Here is a 21,759-nt window from a genome sequence, read left to right on the forward strand (position 1 = left end):
CCCGTCGGCCGCGGCGATCAGCCACTCCGGGTCCCCGTACAGCCGCCCCCAGTGGGCCGCCGTCACCGAACGCGCCTGCGCCCGGCGGCGCACCCGGTCCCGATCATCCGGACAGCCTGGAGCGCGCTTCAACGCAAGTCACGCCGGACCGTGCCCGCACCCGGTCGGTAGGGTCGGGCCCATGTCCCGCCGCACACTGCTGCCGCCGCCCCCTCCGCCCGTCGGGATACGTTCCTGGCCCGACAGGGAAGCCCTGCTCGCCGACCGGGCGGTCGTCCTCGGCGAGCTGGCCACCCTGCATGTGGGGCGCGGCCGGCTGGTGCTGCTGTGGCTGTGGGGCGCTCTGTGCGCGCTCGGCTGGTCACTGGTGGGGACCGCGATCCTCACGTTCGAGGAGTCGTACGACATCTTCAGTGCTGTCCTCGGCGTCGTCCTCGCCGCCCTGGGCGCCTGCTGCGTCGTGCCGTCGGTGGTCTTCGTCGTCGTCGGTCTGCGCCGCGACCGGCAGATCCGCAGACTGCTCTACGCCTGGGGAGAGTTGGACCGCGATCCGGACGGCGACATGCGGCTGCGGGCCCCCGGTGCGAGCCTCGCCTGGATGCTGCTGTCGTTCGCGCTGTGCGCGGTCGGGCTGTACGCCTGCGTGGCCGTCCCGGCAGGCGCGGAGGCGCCCGAGGACACCTACGGTGCGGTCGCCCTCGTCATGGGACTCGGGATGATCGGCTGGCTGCTCGGTCTGATCGGCGTCACCAAGGCGTTCGCGCACCGCCGTTGGGTGCTGAGGGTGCTCGTCGGGGCGCCCGGGTCCGGGCCGCTGTTCTCCGTCGGCAGCGGTGCTCACCGCTGAAACCGCCTCTATCCTGGCCCCGTAAACAGGATCCGCTCAGGGGGAGGGTGCCACATGGAGTGGTACTGGTGGGTGCTCATCGTCTTCTGGACCGGCGGCTTCGGATGGGCGGTCGACAACGTCCGTACGGCGCTGCGCAACCGGCACACCCGCAGGCTGGAACTGCTGGAGGCGGGCAAACAGGAACGCCTGGCCGTCGAGGCGGCGAACCGGCCGCCGGAGCCCGTTTGCGGCTGCACGCACCACCTTGCGATCCATGACAAGCAGGGAAGGTGCCATGAGCGGGTCGAGGTGCCGACGGCCTGGGACGAGAGCAAGAAGCCGGTCCGCTTCGAAGCCGGGCAGTGCAACTGCCAGCAATACGTGGGCCCGCAGCCGCTCTCCCAGGTGTACGCGGACGACCTGACCGACCTGGCCTGACGGCCGTCAGGCCAGGTCGGGCCGCACGGGGTGGCCGATCAGCATGGTCGGCGCCCCGGCGACCCGGGTCAGGAACACAGTCGCCGCGTTGGGGCCCTGGAGCTTCATCTTCCGGCGCAGCTCCTCCGGTTCGACGGCCGAGCCCCGCTTCTTGACGGTCAGGACGCCGACCTTCCGCTCCCGCAGCAGCGCCTTCAGTTTCTTCATGTTGAAGGGCAGTTGGTCGGTGATCTCGTACGCGGAGGCGTAGGGGGAGTCGTACGGCTCGTCGCTCGTGACGTAGGCGATCGTCTCGTCGACCAGCCGGCCGCCCGACCGCTCCACGATGTCGGCGACCAGATGGGCGCGGATGACGGCGCCGTCCGGCTCGTACAGATAGCGGCCCACCGGTCCGACGGGCGGGGCGGGCAGTGCGGCCGGGGCCGACAGGGTCGCGCCCGCCGGGAGCAGTGTGGCGCGGTACGAGCCCGGGGCGAACCCTTCGCCGAACCAGAGCACCGCCTCCTTCACGTCGCCGCCGTCCGAGATCCACTCCGCCTCCGCCTGTGCCGGGATCGCCTCGTGCGGGATGCCGGGGGCGATCTTCAGCGCGGCGCGGGGGGCCGTCAGCGCGGCGCCGGTCGCCCAGGAGAGCGGCGGTGAGTACGCCTCGGGGTCGAAGATCCTGCCGCGTCCGCCGCGCCGGGCGGGGTCGACGAAGACCGCGTCGTACGCGGACGTGTCGATCTCGGTGACATCGGCGCAGCGCACCTCGATCAGGGTGTCGAGACCGAGTGCGGCGGCATTGGCGCGGGCCACCTCGGCGGTCAGCGGGTCGCGGTCCACGGCGAGGACGGAGATGCCCGCGCGGGCGAGGGCGAGGGCGTCACCGCCGATCCCGCAGCAGAGGTCGGCGACGCTGCGCACGCCCGCTTGGGCGAAGCGCCGGGCGCGGTGGGTGGCGACCGAGGTGCGGGTCGCCTGCTCGACGCCGTTCGGTGTGAAGAACATCCGGTACGCGTCCTCGGCGCCGAACTTCGCCACCGCCCGCTGCCGCAGCCGCGCCTGCCCCAGTGCCGCCGACACCAGCGGGGCCGGATGGCTGCGGCGCAGCCGGGTGGCGGTGGCGAGCTCCTGGGAGGGGTCGTAGGCCCGCAGCTCGGCGAGGAGTGCCTCGCCCTCGGGTGTGCGCAGGGCCGTGAAGGCGGCGAGCAGGTCGGTCGGGTCGGTCGGATCGAAGGCGTTCACCGGCCCATTGTGAGCCAGCCGGGGGACCGCGCGGGCCCGGCGGAGGTGTCGGCCGGGGCGGCCGAGCAGCTACGGGCAGGATGCGAAACCATGCGGCTTGTACGACAAAAGGAAGATTTAACCGCACAGGGGTATGGGCCGGGCGTGGTGCGACGCAGACCGGGCCATGTGGTCCTGGCCGCACTCCTGGTCGCCGGGGGCGGCTCCATGGCCGACTGGTCCGCGCGGTCATGAGGACCATCACGGACAAGGGGTACGCCGTGGCCCGGCTGGAGGACTGCGTATGAGAAGGGCGCACCGGCTGCTCGCCGGACTGCTGGCAACCGGTGCGCTCCTGACCGCCACCGCCGGGTGCGCGCAGTCGGTCGACCCGATCGAACGGCTGGGCCGGAAGGCCGCGCAGAAGGTGAGCCGGCCGCACCGGACGCCGGGGCCGGGACCGGCGGCGGAGTCGGAGCGCCGGCAGGGTGTGCGGGGTGATGAGGGGGCGGCGGGGCCGATGGTCGTCGGCTCCTGCGGCCGGCCGGGGCGGCCACCTGAGTCCGGGCCCTCGTGGGTGTCTCCGCCGCTGAGGCGCTGGTGGCCCGACCGGTCGGGACCGTCCGGCGGAGCGGGCGCCGGGACGGGGTGCGAGCGGCGGTAGCCGAGGTGCCCGATCCGTACCGTCACGAGGCACGGTGCGATCGTCGTCCCGATCGGAGCAGTCCGGTGCGGTGACGCCACGACCGGACTGAATTGGCACTCCGCTTGACCGAGTGCTAATCGCGGTCATAGTGTCAGCTCTGGCACTCCCCACCGGAGAGTGCCAGCAGTACTGTGCGACCGGCAGGTCCGGCACCCGCGACGACGGACCCACCTGATCGCCACCCCAGACAGTTAACCCCGCAGTTAACCCCGAGATCTCCGAAGGGGGAGGCCGGATCGTGACGACCACCAGCTCCAAGGTTGCCATCAAGCCGCTTGAGGACCGCATTGTGGTCCAGCCGCTCGACGCCGAGCAGACCACGGCCTCTGGCCTGGTCATCCCGGACACCGCCAAGGAGAAGCCCCAGGAGGGCGTCGTCCTGGCCGTGGGCCCGGGCCGCTTCGAGAACGGCGAGCGTCTGCCGCTCGACGTCAAGACCGGTGACATCGTGCTGTACAGCAAGTACGGCGGCACCGAGGTGAAGTACAACGGCGAGGAGTACCTCGTCCTCTCGGCTCGCGACGTGCTCGCGATCATCGAGAAGTAATTCACACACGTTTGCTTCCGTTCTGCGCCCCTGGTCCCCTGCGAGATAACAAGCCGGGCGGTCAGGGGCGCAGTTCGTTCGAGAGGACAGTTCAGCTCCCATGGCGAAGATTCTGAAGTTCGACGAGGACGCCCGTCGCGCCCTCGAGCGCGGCGTCAACAAGCTTGCCGACACGGTCAAGGTGACGATCGGCCCCAAGGGCCGCAACGTCGTCATCGACAAGAAGTTCGGCGCTCCCACCATCACCAACGACGGTGTCACCATCGCGCGCGAGGTCGAGCTCGACGACCCGTACGAGAACCTCGGTGCCCAGCTGGTGAAGGAGGTGGCGACCAAGACCAACGACGTAGCGGGTGACGGCACCACCACCGCCACCGTGCTCGCCCAGGCGCTCGTCCGCGAGGGCCTGCGCAACGTTGCCGCGGGTGCTTCCCCGGCCGCCCTGAAGAAGGGCATCGACGCCGCGGTCAAGGCTGTGTCCGAGGAGCTCCTCGCGACCGCCCGCCCGATCGACGACAAGTCCGACATCGCCGCCGTGGCCGCGCTCTCCGCGCAGGACTCGCAGGTCGGCGAGCTCATCGCGGACGCGATGGACAAGGTCGGCAAGGACGGTGTCATCACCGTCGAGGAGTCCAACACCTTCGGTCTGGACCTCGAGTTCACCGAGGGCATGGCCTTCGACAAGGGTTACCTGTCCCCGTACATGGTGACCGACCAGGAGCGTATGGAGGCCGTCCTCGACGACCCGTACATCCTGATCCACCAGGGCAAGATCGGCTCGATCCAGGAGCTGCTCCCGCTGCTGGAGAAGGTCATCCAGGCCGGTGGCTCCAAGCCGCTGCTGATCATCGCCGAGGACGTCGAGGGCGAGGCCCTGTCGACCCTGGTCGTCAACAAGATCCGTGGCACCTTCAACGCCGTCGCGGTGAAGGCCCCGGGCTTCGGTGACCGCCGCAAGGCCATGCTCGGCGACATCGCCACCCTCACCGGTGCGACCGTCATCGCCGAGGAGGTCGGCCTCAAGCTCGACCAGGCCGGTCTGGACGTGCTGGGCACCGCCCGCCGTGTCACCGTCTCCAAGGACGACACGACCATCGTGGACGGCGGCGGCGAGCCCGGCGACGTCAAGGGCCGGGTCAACCAGATCAAGGCCGAGATCGACGCCACCGACTCCGACTGGGACCGCGAGAAGCTCCAGGAGCGCCTCGCGAAGCTGGCCGGCGGCGTGTGCGTGATCCGTGTCGGTGCCGCCACCGAGGTGGAGCTCAAGGAGAAGAAGCACCGTCTGGAGGACGCCATCTCCGCGACCCGCGCCGCGGTCGAGGAGGGCATCGTCTCCGGTGGTGGCTCCGCTCTGGTCCACGCCGTCAAGGTCCTCGAGGGCAACCTCGACAAGACCGGCGACGAGGCCACCGGTGTCGCGGTCGTGCGCCGCGCCGCGGTCGAGCCGCTGCGCTGGATCGCCGAGAACGCCGGCCTCGAGGGTTACGTCATCACCTCGAAGGTCGCCGAGCTCGACAAGGGCCAGGGCTTCAACGCCGCGACGGGCGAGTACGGCGACCTGGTGAAGGCCGGCGTCATCGACCCGGTCAAGGTCACCCGCTCCGCGCTGGAGAACGCCGCGTCCATCGCGTCGCTGCTGCTGACGACCGAGACCCTGGTCGTCGAGAAGCCGGCCGAGGAAGAGGCCGAAGCCGGTCACGGCGGCCACGGTCACTCGCACTGACGCGCTGCCACCTCGGCTCACCGCCGCACAAGGCCCCCGTTCCCGCTGTTCAGCGAGGGGAACGGGGGCCTTCGGCTGTCCGCCGCCGTTGGATCAGTCGAGCGCGCCGAGCTGCCGCATCAGGCCGAGGAGATCCTCGTGCCACCAGCCTTCCTGGATCCTGCCGTCCTTGAACCGGAAGATCGTGGTGCCCGTCATGGTGCACTGCCTGCCCGTGGGGGCGATCCCCATGAAGTCGCCCTCGTGGGTGCCGGTCCAGGTCCACAGCGTCACGACGTCGTCACCCTCGCAGACCTGCCGGTCCAGGCTGAAGGTGAAGTCGAAGGCCGCGCGCCAACCGATCACGTCGTTCTTCAAGGAGTCGGACCCGGTCACCGTGTCCTGTTCCTTCGCGACGTCGTGGTCGATGTAGTCGGGCGCGAACACCTCGTCGATGGCTTCGAGGTTGCCCCCGACAGCGATCTCGTGGAAGAACCGGCGCGACAGTGTCTGGTTCAACTGTTCGTCACGGACCACATCGAGGTCGGTGAAGGTGGGCAACCCGTCGCAGAGCGCCACCAGCTCCTGGAAGATCTGGTCGGTCTCCGGCAGCTTCGAGTTCGCCATCGCGTCTTCGTACGAAGGGAATTCGACGATCTCGACGTAGTGGGACCCGTCGGAGCGGTCCTTGCCGATGAGGCTGTGCGTGGCCGTCCGGGTGCCCTTGGTCTGTTCGACCCATTCGTCCATGAGGCGGTCCATGTCGTCGAACCGCTCCGTCTTGCAGTCGATTACTTGTACGAATCTCATGGCGTCTCCCGGTCCTGCGGTCCGGATGGGATCCTTCCAGTTTAGAGACAGAGGCCTTTCGACGTTCGGGGCTCAGGCCGAGTGCTGCAGGCTTCCGGCGTGCACGGGGTCCGCGAAGGGCGGACCGGACGCGAACCGCTCCATCTCGTCGAGTGCCTGGTCGGCCATCCGGTGCAGCTCATCGCCCAGCGAGCCCGCGATGTGCCGAGTGAGCAGCACATTCGGCAGCTCGTACAACGGCGAGAGCACGGGCGGCAGTTCGGGATCCGTCACGTCCAGCACCGCGTGCAGCCGCCCGCTCCGCAGCTCCGGAAGCAAGGCTTCCTCGTCGATCAGCGACCCGCGAGCCGCGTTGATCGGCGTCGTGCCCGCCGCCATCGCCGCCGGCTGCGCCGCGCCGATTAGATGGTGCGCCTCCGGCAGCTACGGTGCATGCACGGAGACGACGGAACTGCTTGCGCACAGCTCGTCCAGCGCCGCGAGACGCTGGTGAGGAACGGTGAACTCGGCGACGGGCAAGGACTGGTTCGGCAACGAGCTGAAGCCCGGCGCCCCCGACATCGGCGCGTACACGGGCCGCGGCGTCAGGTAATCCGCTCACCGTCCGACCGCCCTACTGCGGACCGTACTTGCGGCCTGTCGTGGAGGTGACCCCTCCGAGCAGGCCGCGCGGCGCCACCTTCACCAGTCCCATCAGCGCCTTGTACCGCGCGTCCGGGATCGACACCGACTTCCCGCGCGCCAGATCCGCCAGCGCCGAGGCGACCAGCCTGTCCGCGTCGAGCCACATCCAGCCCGGGATGTTGCCGGTCCCCATCCCGGCGCGCTCATGGAACTCGGTCCGTACGAAGCCGGGGCACAGCGCCATCAGCCGCACCCCCGAACCGGCCAGGTCCTTCGCCGCGCCCTGGGTGAACTGAACGACCCACGCCTTGGACGCGCCGTACGTCCCGCGCGGTACGAACGCCGCCACCGAGGCCACATTGACCACCCCGCCCCGCCCGCGTTCCTTCATCCCCGCCGCGGCGGCCGAGGTCAGCCGCAGCACCGCCTCGCAGTGCACTTTCAGCATCTTCAGCTCGTCCGCCATCGACACATCCAGATAGCGGCCCTTGTTGCCGAACCCGGCATTGTTGATCAGCAGATCGACAGGCTGCCGGCGGTTCGTCAGCCGCGCCTCGACCGAGGCGATCCCGTCGTCCTCGGAGAGGTCGGCGGTCAGCACCTCGGCCTCGATGCCGTGCCGGTCGTGCAGTTCGGTGGCCTGTTCCCGGAGCCGCTCGGTGCTGCGCGCCACCAGCACCAGGTTGTGCCCGTCGGCCGCGAGACGCCGCGCGAAGGCGGCCCCGATTCCCGCGGTTGCGCCCGTAATCAATGCAGTCGTCATACCCGGCACGTTAGTGCCCCGCACACCGCACTGATCACTCGCCAGGTGCCTGCGACTCCACGTACTTCAGGGCGGCGCGCAGCGTCTCGGGATGCAATGCGGCCCGGGCCGTGAGCAGCTCCGGCAGCAGGTCCCGGCGCGTCGTCGCCGCCAGGAACTCCATCCGTACGGTGACGTCGTGGTCCGGCCGGTGCACGATCTCGACCGGGTCCCCGGCGCGGATCTCGCCCGGCTCGATCACCCGCAGGTAGGCACCCGGAGCGGCCGCCTCCGTGAATCGCTTGACCCAGCGCTTCTCTCCGAGGTGACCGGCGAACGTGCGGCACGGAATGCGGCCCGACGTCACCTCCAGGACCAGATCGGGTCCGATCCGCCAGCGCTCGCCGATCCTCGCGCCGCTCACGTCCAGTCCGGCGGTCGTCAGGTTCTCGCCGAACACGCCGTTGGCCAGCGGGCGGCCGAGCGAACGCTCCCAGGCGTCGAGATCCTCGCGGGCGACGGCGTACACGGCCTGGTCCGAGCCGCCGTGATGGCGCAGATCGCACACCGCGTCCCCGGCCACCCCACTGCCGCCGCTGCCCTTGGGGCCGGGATCGGTGACCCGCACCGGGCCGTCGGCCGGCTGCTTGTTGATCCCGGTCACGCCGCCGGCGGCGTCGGTGTAGTCGACGGCCTCGGGCCGTCCCGCATTCACAGTCAGCAGTTCCATGCGGCGAACGCTAGTGCCCCTATCCTCAAAGCCGCATGCGGATAATTCGCATCCGACCCAAGCTGCCCTTATGGTTGAAGAGTGATCGAAGCCCGTCATCTCCGTGTCCTGCGCGCCGTGGCCGCCACCGGCTCGTTCTCCGCCGCCGCGCGCGAACTGGGCTGCACCCAGCCCGCGGTCAGCCAGCAGATGAAGGCCCTGGAGTCCTCGGCCGGCACCACGCTGCTGATCCGCACAGGCCGCGAGATGCGGCTCACCCAGGCGGGTGAGGCGCTGGTACGTCACGCGTCCGGCATCCTCGCCGGGCTGACCGCCGCCGAGGAGGAGGTCGCCGCGATCGCCGGGCTGCGGGCCGGCCGGGTCCGGCTCGTCTCGTTCCCCAGTGGCAGTTCCACTCTGGTTCCCGGGGCTCTGGCCGCCCTGCGCGCCGCCCACCCGGGGACGAGGGTCTCCCTGGTCGACGCGGAGCCGCCGCGCTCGGTCGAGATGCTCAGGGAGGGTGACTGCGACATCGCTCTGGCGTTCCGCTACGGCGCCTCGGGTGGCGAGTGGGAGGACCTGGTCGTGCGCCCGCTGCTCACCGACCGGCTGATCGGCCTGGTTCCCGACGGGCACCGGCTGGCCGGCGCGGACGCGGTGGGGATCGGTGAACTGGCCGACGAGTCCTGGATCGCGGGCTGCCCGCGCTGCCGTCGACAGCTGGTGGAGGTCTGCGAGAAGTCCGGCTTCATTCCCCGGATCGACTTCGCCACCGACGACTACCCCGCGGTGATCGGCCTGGTCGGTGCCGGTCTGGGAGTGGCCGTGCTGCCGGCGCTGGCGATCGAGTCGGTACGTCCCAAGGGGGCCCGCACGGTGACGGTGGAGCCGGCGATCGAACGCGAGATCGTCGCGCTGACTCTTCCCGACCTGGCCCATGTTCCCGCGGTGGCAGCCACCCTGGACCAGCTGTCCCTGGCGGCCGCCCGCTAGGCCGGGGCCGGCGCATGCCGCTGGCCCGCCCCGCAGACATGCGGTGCAGGAACGTTTCTTCCGTTGTTGTGCAAGGTGCGGAAGGATCGATCAGCCGTGTCCGGACGGGGCGGCCATCCCTGTAGGTGCCGCCGCGATCAGCCGGTTGCGGGCCCGTCCCATGAGCTCCTCGCGCTCGTCCTCGGTCAGTCCGCCCCACACTCCGTAGGGCTCGCGCACCGCCAGGGCGTGCGCCGCACACTCGGCGCGTACGGGGCATCGCATGCAGACCTCTTTCGCCGAGTTTTCGCGGGCGCTCCGTGCTGCTCCGCGCTCACCCTCCGGATGGAAGAACAGTGAGCTGTCGACCCCACGGCAGGCCGCCAGCAGCTGCCAGTCCCACAGATCGGCGTTGGGTCCGGGAAGGCGGGAGAAATCTGCCATTGCTTGTCCCCTCGAAACCATCGTGGGTCGGAAACGTCGTTGTCGTTCGCCGTTGGACCGGTGCCCATGACCGTACATCTACGGTGTTAGTAGATGTAAATATGACTGATTGCGAATCTAGCCATAGACACCACCAAAAGGGAAGAAGAGTGACTAAATGGGGCATACGTTCAAGTGAAGTTCGGTTGACGGCTTGACGATCCGCGCCGCTCTCCTCTGTGCACGGTCCCTCACGTAGAGTGCCGAACCCGCCCCGCGGGCCCGTAACTCTTTCGAGTGACCATCGTTGAGAGGGCGGAGGCGGTTGGCAGAAAAAGCGATCGGGCAGATGTCCGAGAGCGTCAACCGCACAGGTGACGACTTGTAACAGCCTGGAGGCTCAAGGTGACGCGCATCAGCTGCGGAGGACGGTCATGACATCCGTCCTCGTCTGCGACGACTCCCCGCTTGCCCGAGAGGCGCTCCGTCGCGCGGTCGCGACCGTGCCCGGCGTCGAGCGTGTGACGACGGCGGCCAACGGCGAGGAAGTCCTCCGCCGCTGGGGAGCCGACCGTTCGGATCTGATTCTGATGGACGTACGCATGCCCGGTCTGGGAGGTGTGGAGACGGTCCGGCGGCTGCTCTCCGCCGACCCCGGGGCCCGGATCATCATGCTGACCGTCGCGGAGGACCTGGACGGTGTCGCGCTCGCGGTCGCCGCCGGTGCCCGCGGATATCTGCACAAGGACGCCTCCCGCGCGGAGCTGCGGGCGACCGTCACCCAGGCGCTGGCCGATCCGACGTGGCGGCTCGCCCCGCGTCGGCTGCGGTCCGCCGAGATGGGTGCGGCGCCCACGCTCACCGCGCGTGAGATCCAGGTGCTGGAAGGGATGAGCCATGGCCGTTCCAACGCGGAGATCGGGCGCGAGCTCTTTCTCTCCGAGGACACGGTGAAGACGCACGCCAGGCGGCTTTTCAAGAAGCTCGGTGCCTCGGACCGGGCGCACGCCGTCGCACTCGGCTTCCGCTGGGGCCTGGTCCGCTGATGACCGGCCATGACCGGTAGCCGGCCGCTTCCCCGTCCGCACTTCGGTGGACGGGGAAGCGGGGCGGCAGGACGTCGATCGGCTGCTCGGCGGCCTCGGTATGTGACGCTTCCCGGCCGATGACGCATCCTTGAGATGTGGAGTTCCTCGGGAACGATTCGGTCGAGCGGAAGGGGAGGGCGCAGGACATGACTTCCGGCGCACCCGCTCATAACGCTTCGGTGCACAACTACGGACGCGGTGCCGCGGATGAAGCGGCGTCGAGGCACCATGGTCCGATGCGCGACGACGAGACGACGGTGATCGGTGCTCTGGTGCACCGTGCCGTCGACGGCGACGCCCAGGCCACCCATGATCTGCTGGCCCATGTCCACCCCCTCGCGCTGCGCTACTGCAGGTCCAGGCTGAACCGGTTGCCCGGTGATGCTCGCCACTTCGTGGAGGACCTGGCGCAGGAGGTCTGTGTCGCGGTGCTGATGGCGTTGCCGCGCTACAAGGACACCGGGAGGCCCTTCGAAGCTTTTGTCTTCGCCATCGCCGGCCACAAGGTCGCCGATCTCCAGCGGGCCGCGATGCGGCACCCGGGGTCGACCGCCGTGCCCTCCGACGAGATGCCGGAGCGGCCGGACGATTCGCTCGGACCCGAGGAGCGTGCGCTGCTCAGCAGCGACGCGGCCTGGGCCAAGAAGCTCCTCGCCAATCTTCCGGAGAACCAGCGTGAGCTGCTGGTTCTCCGGGTGGCGGTCGGTCTGACCGCCGAGGAGACCGGACAGATGCTCGGCATGTCGCCGGGTGCGGTCCGGGTCGCCCAGCACCGCGCACTGAGCAGGCTGCGGGCCCTCGCCGAGCAGTAGAGCGGCGTCGGATTTCGTCGTACGCAGGTTCCGTACGAAGCTACAGAACCTCTAGGTGATCTTGATCGTGGAATGAGACACCCCCGGAGGCCGTTAGCATGGACATCCGCACCGATCAAGGCCATTTGGGGAAGGTGTCATGACTGCAAACGTCGACGGAGTGCCCGAGAAATTCGCGACGCTCGGGCTGACATACGACGACGTGCTGCTGCTGCCCGGCGCGTCCGACATGGCGCCCGATCAGATCGACACCTCCTCGTACATCTCCAAGAACGTACGGGTGAACATCCCGCTGCTCTCCGCGGCGATGGACAAGGTCACCGAAGCCCGCATGGCGATCGCCATGGCCCGGCAGGGCGGCGCCGGTGTACTGCACCGCAATCTCTCCATCGCCGACCAGGCCAACCAGGTCGACCTGGTGAAGCGCTCCGAGTCCGGGATGGTCACCGACCCGATCACGGTGCACCCGGACGCGACCCTGCGTGACGCCGACGAGCTGTGCGCCAAGTTCCGCATCAGCGGCGTGCCGGTCACCGACGCCGCGGGCAAGCTGCTCGGCATCGTCACCAACCGTGACATGGCCTTCGAGTCCGACCGTTCGCGCCAGGTGCGCGAGGTCATGACGCCGATGCCGCTCGTCACCGGCAAGGTCGGCATCTCCGGCGTGGACGCCATGGAGCTGCTGCGCCGCCACAAGATCGAGAAGCTTCCGCTGGTCGACGACGCCGGGGTCCTCAAGGGCCTCATCACCGTCAAGGACTTCGTCAAGGCCGAGCAGTACCCGAACGCCGCGAAGGACAAGGAAGGCCGGCTGCTGGTCGGCGCCGCGGTCGGCGTCGCGGGCGACGCCTTCGAGCGGGCCCAGGCACTCGTCGAGGCGGGCGTCGACTTCATCGTCGTCGACACCGCGCACGGCCACTCCCGCCTCGTCTCCGACATGGTCGCCAAGATCAAGTCGAACGCGTCGGGCATCGACGTCATCGGCGGCAACGTCGCCACCCGTGACGGCGCCCAGGCGCTGATCGACGCGGGCGTCGACGGCATCAAGGTCGGCGTCGGCCCCGGTTCCATCTGCACCACCCGCGTGGTCGCCGGTATCGGCGTGCCGCAGGTCACGGCTATCTACGAGGCCTCGCTCGCCGCCAAGGCGGCCGGTGTCCCGGTCATCGGGGACGGCGGCCTGCAGTACTCCGGCGACATCGCCAAGGCTCTCGTGGCCGGTGCGGACACCGTGATGCTCGGCTCGCTGCTCGCCGGCTGCGAGGAGTCCCCGGGCGAGCTGCTCTTCATCAACGGCAAGCAGTTCAAGTCGTACCGCGGCATGGGTTCGCTCGCCGCGATGCAGACCCGTGGCGACCGCAAGTCGTTCTCCAAGGACCGCTACTTCCAGGAGGGCGTCGCCTCCGACGAGAAGCTCGTCCCCGAGGGCATCGAGGGCCAGGTCCCGTACCGCGGCCCGCTCTCCGCGGTCGTCCACCAGCTCACCGGCGGTCTGCGCCAGTCGATGTTCTACGTCGGCGGCCGCACCGTCCCGGAGCTCCAGGCCAACGGCCGGTTCGTACGGATCACCTCGGCGGGGCTCAAGGAGAGCCACCCGCACGACATCCAGATGACGGTCGAGGCGCCGAACTACAGCAGGAAGTAACGCATCACCACAGGTGAGGGGCGGTCCGGGCGTACCGGGACCGCCCCTCAGCCGTGTGTCGGGGATACTGGGAACGCAGACGTAGAAGGAAAGGCCACATCATCGTGACTGAGATCGAGATCGGGCGCGGCAAGCGCGGCCGCAGGGCGTACGCATTCGACGACATCGCCGTCGTTCCGAGTCGTCGCACCCGCGACCCGAAGGAGGTCTCGATCGCCTGGCAGATCGACGCCTACCGGTTCGAGCTGCCGTTCCTGGCCGCACCCATGGACTCCGTGGTCTCCCCGCAGACCGCGATCAGGATCGGCGAGCTGGGCGGCCTCGGCGTCCTCAACCTCGAGGGCCTGTGGACCCGGCACGCCGACCCCCAGCCGCTCCTCGACGAGATCGCCGAGATGCCCGTGGAGTCGGCGACCCGCCGCCTCCAGGAGATCTACGCGGCCCCGATCCAGGAGGAGCTGATCGGGCAGCGCATCAAGGAGGTGCGCGACTCCGGTGTCGTCACCGCCGCCGCGCTCTCGCCGCAGCGCACCGCGCAGTTCTCCAAGGCCGTCGTCGACGCGGGTGTGGACATCTTCGTCATCCGCGGTACGACGGTCTCCGCCGAGCACGTCTCGGGCGCGGCCGAGCCGCTCAACCTCAAGCAGTTCATCTACGAGCTGGACGTCCCGGTCATCGTCGGCGGCTGCGCCACGTACACCGCGGCCCTGCACCTGATGCGGACCGGCGCGGCCGGTGTCCTCGTCGGCTTCGGCGGCGGCGCCGCGCACACCACGCGCAACGTCTTCGGTATCCAGGTCCCGATGGCGACCGCGGTCGCCGATGTGGCCGGGGCCCGCCGCGACTACATGGACGAGTCCGGCGGCCGGTACGTGCACGTGATCGCGGACGGCGGCGTCGGCTGGTCCGGCGACCTGCCGAAGGCCATCGCCTGCGGTGCGGACGCCGTGATGATGGGCTCCCCGCTGGCCCGCGCGACGGACGCGCCCGGCCGCGGCCGGCACTGGGGCATGGAGGCCGTCCACGAGGACGTGCCGCGCGGCAAGCTGGTCGACCTGGGCTCCGTCGGCACGACGGAGGAGGTCCTCACCGGCCCCTCGCACACCCCCGACGGGTCGATGAACATCTTCGGTGCGCTGCGCCGGGCGATGGCGACGACGGGGTACAGCGACCTCAAGGAGTTCCAGCGCGTCGAGGTGACGGTGGCGGACTCGCAGCACCGCCGCTGATTGTTCACGGACATACGGGAGGGCCCGGACCGCATGAGCGGGTCCGGGCCCTCCCGTATGCGTGCGGTCAGTCGCTCGCCTTCTTGGCACCGCCATAGGCGGCGAAGGCGGCGATGGCGATGAACATGTACGTCTTGAAGTCCGCGGCCTCGCTCCAGGCGTCGGTCAGCGCACCGAACTTGTCGAAGAAGACGTCCGTGAACGAGACGCTGAACTTGTCGGACACGATCACGGCCATGCCGATGAGCTGGCCGAGGTAGACCGCACCGAGCGACAGGACGGCGCTGACGATCGGCAGGACCGGGTTGCTGCCGCCGACCTTGCCTGCGGCGAAGCCGACCAGGAAGCCGACACCGATGGCGATGTAGCCGACCTCGCGCTCGATCGCACCGGCGATGACGCCGTAGAGGATCGCCGCGACGATTGCCGTGATCACGGCGGTGACCGCACCCAGGGCGATGTTGTCGCGAGCGGGAGCGGCCGGTGCGAACGGCGCGCCGCCGAACTGGCCGGGCTGCTGACCCGCGAACGGGTTGCCGGTCGGGACGCCGGGCTGACCGGGCTGGCCCGGCTGCTGGCCGGCGAACGGATTACCGCCGCCGGGCTGGGCGTCGTACGGCTGCTGCGACTGGTTCGGCGGCGGCACGGGCTGACTCATGGTGGTATCCCCCCTGGGACGGAGCGCACGACTGTGCGAGAAGTGACGCCGCACGCTAGCAGCCGCCTGCGACATCGCCCACCGAAATCCTTGGGGGAACCGCGCTCACAACCGGTGTGCGGCTCCGGCCGGGGTGGCGCCGCGGGTGTCCAGAAGGAGTTGGGCCTTCACGGCGAGGCCCTGGAGGTCGTACGTGCGGTGGTGCTGCAGCAGCAGCGTCAGGTCCGCGCTCGCCGCCGCCTCGTACAGCGAGTCCGCGCGCGGGACGGGCCGTTCGCGTACGCGCCAGTCCAGGACATGCGGGTCGTGGTAGCCGATCTGCGCGCCCATGTCCATCAGCCGCGTCGCGATCTCCCGGGCGGGGGACGCCTCCTGGTCGGCGAGGTCCGGCTTGTAGGTGACGCCGAGGAGCAGGACCCTGGCGCCGCGGACGGACTTGCCGTGTTCGTTCAGCAGGGTGGCGCAGCGCTGGATCACGTAACTCGGCATCCGGTCGTTGATCTCCTGGGCGAGCGAGACCATCCGCAGCGGGTGGCCGGGGGTGCGGCTGTTGTACGGGAGGTAGCCCGGGTCGACCGGGGCGCAGTGGCCTCCGACGCCGGGGCCCGGGCGGAACGGCTCGAAGCCGAACGGCTTGGTCTCGGCGCACCGGATGACGTCCCAGAGGTCGACACCGAGGTCGTGGCAGAGCACCGCCATCTCGTTCACCAGGGCGATGTTGACGTGCCGGAAGTTGGTCTCCAGAACCTTCGTCATCTCGGCCTCGCGCGGCCCGCGGGCGCGTACGACCTTGTCGGTGAGCCGGCCGTAGAACGCGGCGGCCGATTCGGTGCAGGCGGGGGTGAGGCCGCCGATGACCTTGGGGGTGTTGGCGTAGACGTGGGCGCGGTTGCCCGGGTCGAGACGGCTGGGGGAGCAGGCGAGGTGGAAGTCGCGTCCGGCGCACAGTCCTGAGCCCTCTTCGAGGAGGGGGCGCACGAAACTCTCGGTGGTGCCGGGGGGCACGGCCGATTCCAGCAGGACCGTGGTGTGCGGGCGGAGTCCGGCGGCGAGGGCGCGGGTGGCGTCGCCGACGGCGGTGAGGTCGATGGTGCGGTCGGCGCCGAGAGGGGTGGGCGCGCAGATCACGGCGGTACGGACCCGGCCCAGCTCGGCCGGGTCGGTGGTGGGCCGGAAGCCCCCCGAGAGCATGCGGCGGATCTCCGAGGCGGTGAGTGCACCTTCGACGGGGGTGCGGCCGGCGGAGAGCTCGGCGAACGGGTGTGGGTCGGTGTCGTAGCCGACGGTGCGGATACCGGCGGCGACGGCGGCTTGGGCGAGAGGCAGGCCGAGGTGACCGAGTCCGATGACGGCGAGGTCTGCGGGCATAGAGGTGGCCGTCCTTCCCTAAGACCATGAGAGCAGAAAGCGCAACCGCTGAGGACAGCGCAATGTCAGACTAGGCGTAAATATGACCTGTATGTCGCATTGCGCGGGGCCCGTCGCCCGGGTGTTGTCCACAGGCAGTGGCTGAAGTCGCGGACCGCGGACAGAATCGAGAGGTGGGTACGGGCGCCCGACCCCCCGGTCGGACCTCAGCCCCGTGCCGGACCCACCCCGATCTACCGGGAGGCAGCAGTGAGGACAGCGACACTGGGACCCGCGGAGCGTGCCGAGGCGCTCGCCGCGATGGCCGAGCGCGAACTGGACGTGCTGGTCGTGGGGGCGGGCGTGGTCGGCGCCGGAACGGCGCTGGATGCGGCGACACGAGGGCTCTCGACCGGACTGGTCGAGGCGCGCGACTGGGCGTCCGGCACGTCGAGCAGATCGAGCAAGCTGATCCATGGGGGACTGCGCTATCTGGAGATGCTCGACTTCGCGCTCGTGCGGGAGGCGCTGAAGGAGCGCGGGCTGCTGCTGGAGCGGCTGGCCCCGCATCTGGTGAAGCCGGTGCCGTTCCTCTATCCGTTGCAGCACAAGGGCTGGGAGCGGTTCTACGCCGGTTCGGGCGTCGCGCTGTACGACGCGATGTCGGTGTCGTCGGGGCACGGCCGAGGGCTGCCCGTGCACCGGCACCTCTCCCGCCGCCGGGCTCTGCAGGTCGCGCCCGCGCTGAGGAAGGACGCGCTGGTCGGGGCGTTGCAGTATTACGACGCCCAGATGGACGACGCCCGCTACGTGGCGGCGCTGGTGCGCACGGCCGCCGGATACGGCGCGCAGGTGGCGAACCGGGCCCGGGTGATCGGCTTCCTGCGCGAGGGCGAACGGGTCGTCGGCGCGCGGGTGGAGGACGTCGAGGCAGGCGGGGAGTACGAGGTCAGGGCCAAGCAGGTGGTCAACGCGACCGGGGTGTGGACGGACGACACCCAGGCGCTGATCGGTGAGCGCGGACAGTTCCACGTCCGGGCGTCCAAGGGCATTCACCTGGTCGTCCCGAAGGACCGCATCCACTCCTCGACCGGACTCATCCTGCGGACCGAGAAGTCCGTGCTGTTCGTGATCCCGTGGGGCCGCCACTGGATCATCGGGACGACGGACACCGACTGGGACCTGGACAAGGCACACCCGGCCGCGTCCAGCGCCGATATCGACTACCTCCTCGAACACGTCAACTCGGTCCTGGCCACTCCGCTGACCAGGGATGACGTCGAGGGTGTCTACGCCGGGCTGCGGCCGCTGCTGGCCGGCGAGTCGGACGCGACCAGCAAGCTCTCGCGCGAGCACACGGTGGCGCACCCGGCCCCGGGGCTCGTCGTCGTCGCGGGCGGCAAGTACACGACGTACCGGGTGATGGCGAAGGACGCCGTGGACGAGGCGGTGCACGGACTCGACCAGCGGGTGGCCGACTGTGTCACGGAGGACATCCCGCTGCTGGGCGCGGAGGGCTACCGGGCGCTGTGGAACGCACGGGCGAGGATCGCGGCCCGCACGGGACTGCATGTCGCCCGGGTGGAGCATCTGCTGAACCGGTTCGGGTCGATGACCGAGGAGATCCTGGAGCTGATCGCCGCCGATCCTTCGCTGGGCGAGCCGCTGCCGGCGGCGGACGACTATCTGAGGGCCGAGATCGTCTACGCCGCCTCGCACGAGGGGGCCCGTCACCTCGACGACGTCCTGACGAGGCGGACCCGGATCTCCATCGAGACCTTCGACCGGGGCACTCGCTCCGCGCGGATATGCGCGGAGCTGATGGCTCCGGTGCTGGGCTGGGACAAGGGGCAGATCGAGCGGGAGGTGGAGCACTACGAGAAGCGGGTGCAGGCGGAGCGGGAGTCGCAGCGTCAGCCGGACGACCTGACGGCGGACGCGGCACGGCTCGGGGCGCCGGACATCGTGCCGATCTGACGGTCCGATCGTCGGTCCGAGCCGATCGGCGGCCCTTCAGGAGATGCGGTGACGGTTCTGCCCCTCGGGGCAGAACTCGGCTTCGAGGAGGGCCGGTTCGAGGGTCGGTTCGGTCAGGGTGTCCGTGTTGATGCGGAACGTCAGGGTGTGTCGGCCGTCTCGGGTGGCTGCGGTACGGACGTAGCTGCCCGCGATGTGGCCGTTGTGACCCCAGACGGTCGTCCCGCACGAGAGCTTCTGCGGATAGATGCCCATGCCGTAGATCCCGTGCGCCGCAACGGTGTTCAGCAGGGTGCTCAGCTGGGCGGGCGGCAGCAGGCGGCCGCCCAGCAGGGCCGCGTAGAAGCGGTTCAGATCGGCGAGCGTGGAGATCAGCTCTCCGGCGGCGCCCGCGGTGCGCGGATCGAGGACAGTGACATCGCGGAGGGTGCCGTCGGCCGGGTCGCGGGAGTAGCCGCGCCCGTGCGGGGCGGGCAGGCCGGTACGGGCGCCGGGGAGCGACGTGCCGGTGAGACGGAGGGGTTTGATGATGCGGTGTCTGATCTCGGTGGCGTAGCTGTGTCCGGTGACGAGTTGAACAACCAGGCCGAGCAGGACGTAGTTGGTGTTGGAGTAGGAGTAACCGCCGGTGGTGTTCATGGGGCGGTGGGCCACGGCCGTATGGATCGCGGCGATGGCGGAGACGGGGTGCGCGCCCGGGACCGCGGTGTAGTCGTAGAGGCCGCTGGTGTGGGTGAGCAGGGCGCGCAGGGTGATGCGGCGGCCGTCGTTGCCGTGGCCGCGTACCAGCCCGGGCAGATGGCTGTCGACGGTGTCGGACAGCTGCAGCCTGTGCTCCCGGGCGAGTTGGAGGACGACCGTCGCGACGAACGTCTTGGTGATGCTGCCTGCCCGGAACCGGTCCGCCGAGCGGATGCCGGGACCCGTGGAACGGTAGGTGGCGCGGCGGACGGAGGAGGTGTCCCGGGTGAGAAGTGCCGCGGCCGGGGCGCCGCCCTCGGCGACGAGCCGGGGGAGGTACGCGGCTGCGGGCGTGAGGTGTGGTTCGCTGGGCAGGCTCGCTGTTCCGAGGCCGAACAGCGTGAGCACCGCCAGGGTGGCGCGCAGCGCCCTGAGCGTCGGCATGGCGGGGAGTCCCTTCCTCCGGCCACATCATGGCGGACCCCGGACCCGGCACCATGACCGGTCCCGGGGTGAGGGACAATGAACGCTCTGCCAGGGCGGGTTGATCGCAGAGGGGACGCATGTCGGAGGCGGAGCAGGCACGGGAGCCCCAACGGGACACGGATGGACGTCTCCTTGCGGGTAGGTACCGGCTCGGGGTGGTGCTCGGCCGGGGCGGTATGGGCACGGTCTGGCGTGCTGTCGACGAGACGCTGGGCCGGACGGTCGCGGTCAAGGAGCTGCGGTTCCCGTCGGCCATCGACGAGGACGAGAAGCGTCGGCTCATCACGCGCACACTGCGCGAGGCGAAGGCGATCGCCAGGATCCGCAACAACGGTGCGGTGACGGTCTATGACGTGGTCGACGAGGACGACCGGCCGTGGATCGTGATGGAGCTCATCGAGGGCAAGTCGCTCGCCGAGGCGGTGCGCGAGGACGGTGTGCTGACGCCGAAGCGCGCGGCCGAGGTCGGTCTTGCCATCCTCGACGTGCTGCGTTCGGCGCACCGCGAGGGCATTCTGCACCGCGATGTGAAGCCGTCCAACGTGCTGATCGCCGACGACGGCCGGGTCGTGCTGACCGACTTCGGCATCGCCCAGGTCGAGGGCGACCCGTCCGTCACCTCGACGGGCATGCTCGTCGGCGCACCGTCGTACATCTCGCCGGAGCGCGCCCGCGGACACAAGCCGGGACCGCCCGCGGACCTGTGGTCGCTCGGCGGACTGCTGTACGCGAGCGTCGAGGGCTCCCCGCCGTACGACAAGGGTTCGGCGATCGCCACCCTGACCGCGGTGATGACCGAGCCGCTCGACCCGCCGAAGAACGCGGGCCCGCTGGAGGAGGTCATCTACGGCCTGCTCGCCAGGGAGCCGGAGCAGCGGCTCGACGACGCGGGTGCGCGGGCCCTGCTCAACGACGTGATCCACGCCGCCGACAAGCCGGCCCCGGTGGTGCCGCCGCCGGCCGACTCCACCCAGGTCATGGCGCTGCCCGGAAGTGTCGTCGCTCCCCGCGCCAAGGGGGCGTCGAAGTCCGGTGAGGCGGCGGAGGGCGCCCGGGACCGGCTGCGCGGTGCGCTGCGTTCCGCGCGGAACGCGAAGGCGGCGCCGGCCGCCGCGGTGGGCGCCGCCGGGGCATCGGGCACTGCGCCGCCCTCTCCCGCGACGCCTCCGTCGGCCGCCCCCTCGACGGGCCCTTCGAAGCCTGCCCGGCCTTCGACTCCGGCGAAGCCGGCCGCTGCCGCCTCCGCCGCCGTACCGTCGCCGCGTTCCGCCACGTCGCCGACCACCCCGCCCCGTGCGTCCATCACGGATGTGGTGCCGCGCCGCACCCTGGCGGTCATCGCGGCCGTGATCGTGCTCGCCGTGATCGGCACGGTCCTCGCCCTCACCCTCAACCCGAGTGGCAAGGACGACGCGAGCGGCAGCAACGGCAAGTCCACCTCGGCCGGGGCCTCGACGGCCGGCGGCTCCCCGGACACCGACAGCGGCAGTGGCAGTGACAAGGCCCAGGACCAGGGCGGCAATCAGGACCAGGGCAAGGGCAAGGACGACAACGCGGACAAGGGTTCGGACGGTTCGAAGGGCGACGACCCGGAATCCGACACGCTGCCCACCGGATACAGAACCATCGAGAACAAGCAGTTCCACTTCACGATGGCGATGCCCGAGGACTTCCGGCTCACCCGCACGGCCGGTCGCAACTCCGGCGGCATCTACAACGTCGACGGAGGCTTTCCGCGCGTCCAGGTCGACTACACCGATTCGCCCGGCGGCGACGCCGCCGCCGCCTGGAACGCCGCCAAGGGCGCCGTCGAGGCCAGCAGCAACGGCTATCAGCACCTCGGCGTGAATGAGGTTCAGTACAACGGCTACCCGACCGTCGCCGACTGGCAGTTCGAGCGCACCCAGCAGGGCCAGCGGATCCGGGTGCTGAACCGGGGCTTCAAGGTCGATGCCACCCATGGTTACGCGATCATGATCAGCTGCAAGGCGAGCGAGTGGGACAGCAAGGAGTGCCGGACGCTGCGCAAGACCGCGTTCGACACGTTCGAGCCCAAGGACTGAGCGGCGGGTTGCGTCGACCCTGCCGCACGGCCGGCGCTTGCCACGTATGGTGAGAAGCCGAG

Annotated in this window: 20 protein-coding genes and 1 pseudogene; 12 read left to right on the forward strand and 9 right to left on the reverse strand. The window is 70.0% G+C overall.

Features of this window, described 5'->3' with window-relative positions; translation table 11 throughout:
- Positions 1-181 precede the first annotated feature (181 nt).
- Positions 182-847: a hypothetical protein gene (locus tag ACGFSA_RS04755; protein ID WP_393299635.1), complete on the forward strand. Its 666-nt coding sequence runs from the start codon at positions 182-184 to the stop codon at positions 845-847.
- Between the two features lie 54 nt (positions 848-901).
- Positions 902-1,267: a hypothetical protein gene (locus ACGFSA_RS04760; RefSeq protein WP_393299639.1), complete on the forward strand. Its 366-nt coding sequence runs from the start codon at positions 902-904 to the stop codon at positions 1,265-1,267.
- A 6-nt stretch (positions 1,268-1,273) separates the two neighbouring features.
- On the opposite strand, the gene ACGFSA_RS04765 is transcribed toward ACGFSA_RS04760, so the two are convergent.
- The gene (locus tag ACGFSA_RS04765; protein WP_393299642.1) at positions 1,274-2,494 is read right to left on the reverse strand and encodes a methyltransferase domain-containing protein; all 1,221 of its coding nucleotides are present in this window, start codon (positions 2,492-2,494) and stop codon (positions 1,274-1,276) included.
- A gap of 283 nt (positions 2,495-2,777) precedes the next feature.
- Between ACGFSA_RS04765 and ACGFSA_RS04770 the strand changes: the two genes are divergently transcribed.
- The 3 genes from ACGFSA_RS04770 (at position 2,778) to groL (ending at position 5,452) form a co-directional block, all read left to right on the forward strand.
- Positions 2,778-3,137: a hypothetical protein gene (locus tag ACGFSA_RS04770; RefSeq protein WP_393299645.1), complete on the forward strand. Its 360-nt coding sequence runs from the start codon at positions 2,778-2,780 to the stop codon at positions 3,135-3,137.
- Positions 3,138-3,417: 280 nt separating this feature from the next.
- Positions 3,418-3,726, forward strand: a complete 309-nt coding sequence (gene groES, locus ACGFSA_RS04775; protein ID WP_003998759.1) for a co-chaperone GroES — start codon at positions 3,418-3,420, stop codon at positions 3,724-3,726.
- 100 nt (positions 3,727-3,826) lie between these two features.
- Positions 3,827-5,452, forward strand: a complete 1,626-nt coding sequence (groL, locus tag ACGFSA_RS04780) for a chaperonin GroEL (protein WP_327244799.1) — start codon at positions 3,827-3,829, stop codon at positions 5,450-5,452.
- Positions 5,453-5,545: 93 nt separating this feature from the next.
- Here the strand turns inward: groL and ACGFSA_RS04785 are convergent, their stop codons facing one another.
- The 4 genes and pseudogenes from ACGFSA_RS04785 to ACGFSA_RS04800 all read right to left on the reverse strand — a co-directional run bounded on the left by ACGFSA_RS04785 (position 5,546) and on the right by ACGFSA_RS04800 (position 8,337).
- Positions 5,546-6,241, reverse strand: coding sequence for an ester cyclase (locus ACGFSA_RS04785; RefSeq protein WP_393299649.1), 696 nt, complete (start codon positions 6,239-6,241; stop codon positions 5,546-5,548).
- 72 nt (positions 6,242-6,313) lie between these two features.
- Positions 6,314-6,718, reverse strand: a pseudogene (locus ACGFSA_RS04790) (NAD(P)-dependent oxidoreductase); the annotation flags it as partial.
- Between the two features lie 136 nt (positions 6,719-6,854).
- Positions 6,855-7,628 carry an SDR family NAD(P)-dependent oxidoreductase gene (locus tag ACGFSA_RS04795; RefSeq protein WP_393299652.1) on the reverse strand — a complete coding sequence of 258 codons (774 nt, stop codon included), beginning with the start codon at positions 7,626-7,628 and terminating at the stop codon, positions 6,855-6,857.
- Between the two features lie 34 nt (positions 7,629-7,662).
- Entirely contained in the window at positions 7,663-8,337 is a 675-nt protein-coding gene (locus ACGFSA_RS04800; RefSeq protein ID WP_393299655.1) for an MOSC domain-containing protein, read from the reverse strand.
- Between the two features lie 81 nt (positions 8,338-8,418).
- Between ACGFSA_RS04800 and ACGFSA_RS04805 the strand changes: the two genes are divergently transcribed.
- Positions 8,419-9,309, forward strand: a complete 891-nt coding sequence (locus ACGFSA_RS04805) for a LysR family transcriptional regulator (protein ID WP_393299658.1) — start codon at positions 8,419-8,421, stop codon at positions 9,307-9,309.
- A gap of 90 nt (positions 9,310-9,399) precedes the next feature.
- Here the strand turns inward: ACGFSA_RS04805 and ACGFSA_RS04810 are convergent, their stop codons facing one another.
- Positions 9,400-9,732, reverse strand: a complete 333-nt coding sequence (locus ACGFSA_RS04810; RefSeq protein WP_358860549.1) for a WhiB family transcriptional regulator — start codon at positions 9,730-9,732, stop codon at positions 9,400-9,402.
- A gap of 413 nt (positions 9,733-10,145) precedes the next feature.
- Between ACGFSA_RS04810 and ACGFSA_RS04815 the strand changes: the two genes are divergently transcribed.
- The 4 genes from ACGFSA_RS04815 to ACGFSA_RS04830 all read left to right on the forward strand — a co-directional run bounded on the left by ACGFSA_RS04815 (position 10,146) and on the right by ACGFSA_RS04830 (position 14,485).
- Complete coding sequence (locus tag ACGFSA_RS04815; protein WP_003948568.1) at positions 10,146-10,757, forward strand: response regulator transcription factor; 612 nt, start codon at positions 10,146-10,148, stop codon at positions 10,755-10,757.
- A gap of 278 nt (positions 10,758-11,035) precedes the next feature.
- Entirely contained in the window at positions 11,036-11,611 is a 576-nt protein-coding gene (locus ACGFSA_RS04820) for a sigma-70 family RNA polymerase sigma factor (RefSeq protein WP_030084428.1), read from the forward strand.
- A gap of 139 nt (positions 11,612-11,750) precedes the next feature.
- Complete coding sequence (gene guaB / locus ACGFSA_RS04825) at positions 11,751-13,256, forward strand: IMP dehydrogenase (RefSeq protein WP_393299663.1); 1,506 nt, start codon at positions 11,751-11,753, stop codon at positions 13,254-13,256.
- Between the two features lie 104 nt (positions 13,257-13,360).
- Positions 13,361-14,485 (forward strand): GuaB3 family IMP dehydrogenase-related protein, encoded by a 1,125-nt coding sequence (locus tag ACGFSA_RS04830; protein WP_030914322.1) that lies wholly within the window; start codon positions 13,361-13,363, stop codon positions 14,483-14,485.
- Positions 14,486-14,552: 67 nt separating this feature from the next.
- Here ACGFSA_RS04830 and ACGFSA_RS04835 read toward each other — a convergent pair whose 3' ends face one another.
- The gene (locus tag ACGFSA_RS04835) at positions 14,553-15,143 is read right to left on the reverse strand and encodes a hypothetical protein (protein ID WP_393299666.1); all 591 of its coding nucleotides are present in this window, start codon (positions 15,141-15,143) and stop codon (positions 14,553-14,555) included.
- A gap of 105 nt (positions 15,144-15,248) precedes the next feature.
- Positions 15,249-16,511, reverse strand: coding sequence for a nucleotide sugar dehydrogenase (locus ACGFSA_RS04840; RefSeq protein ID WP_393299669.1), 1,263 nt, complete (start codon positions 16,509-16,511; stop codon positions 15,249-15,251).
- A 249-nt stretch (positions 16,512-16,760) separates the two neighbouring features.
- On the opposite strand from ACGFSA_RS04840, the gene ACGFSA_RS04845 reads away from it, so the two are divergent.
- Complete coding sequence (locus ACGFSA_RS04845; RefSeq protein ID WP_393299672.1) at positions 16,761-18,467, forward strand: glycerol-3-phosphate dehydrogenase/oxidase; 1,707 nt, start codon at positions 16,761-16,763, stop codon at positions 18,465-18,467.
- Positions 18,468-18,503: 36 nt separating this feature from the next.
- Here ACGFSA_RS04845 and ACGFSA_RS04850 read toward each other — a convergent pair whose 3' ends face one another.
- Positions 18,504-19,592, reverse strand: a complete 1,089-nt coding sequence (locus ACGFSA_RS04850; protein ID WP_393299674.1) for a serine hydrolase domain-containing protein — start codon at positions 19,590-19,592, stop codon at positions 18,504-18,506.
- A 119-nt stretch (positions 19,593-19,711) separates the two neighbouring features.
- On the opposite strand from ACGFSA_RS04850, the gene ACGFSA_RS04855 reads away from it, so the two are divergent.
- Positions 19,712-21,697 carry a protein kinase gene (locus tag ACGFSA_RS04855; RefSeq protein WP_393299677.1) on the forward strand — a complete coding sequence of 662 codons (1,986 nt, stop codon included), beginning with the start codon at positions 19,712-19,714 and terminating at the stop codon, positions 21,695-21,697.
- Positions 21,698-21,759 lie beyond the last annotated feature (62 nt).

The sequence above is a fragment of the Streptomyces sp. NPDC048496 genome (genome assembly GCF_043200055.1).
In the GTDB taxonomy this organism is placed as follows: Bacteria; Actinomycetota; Actinomycetes; order Streptomycetales; family Streptomycetaceae; genus Streptomyces.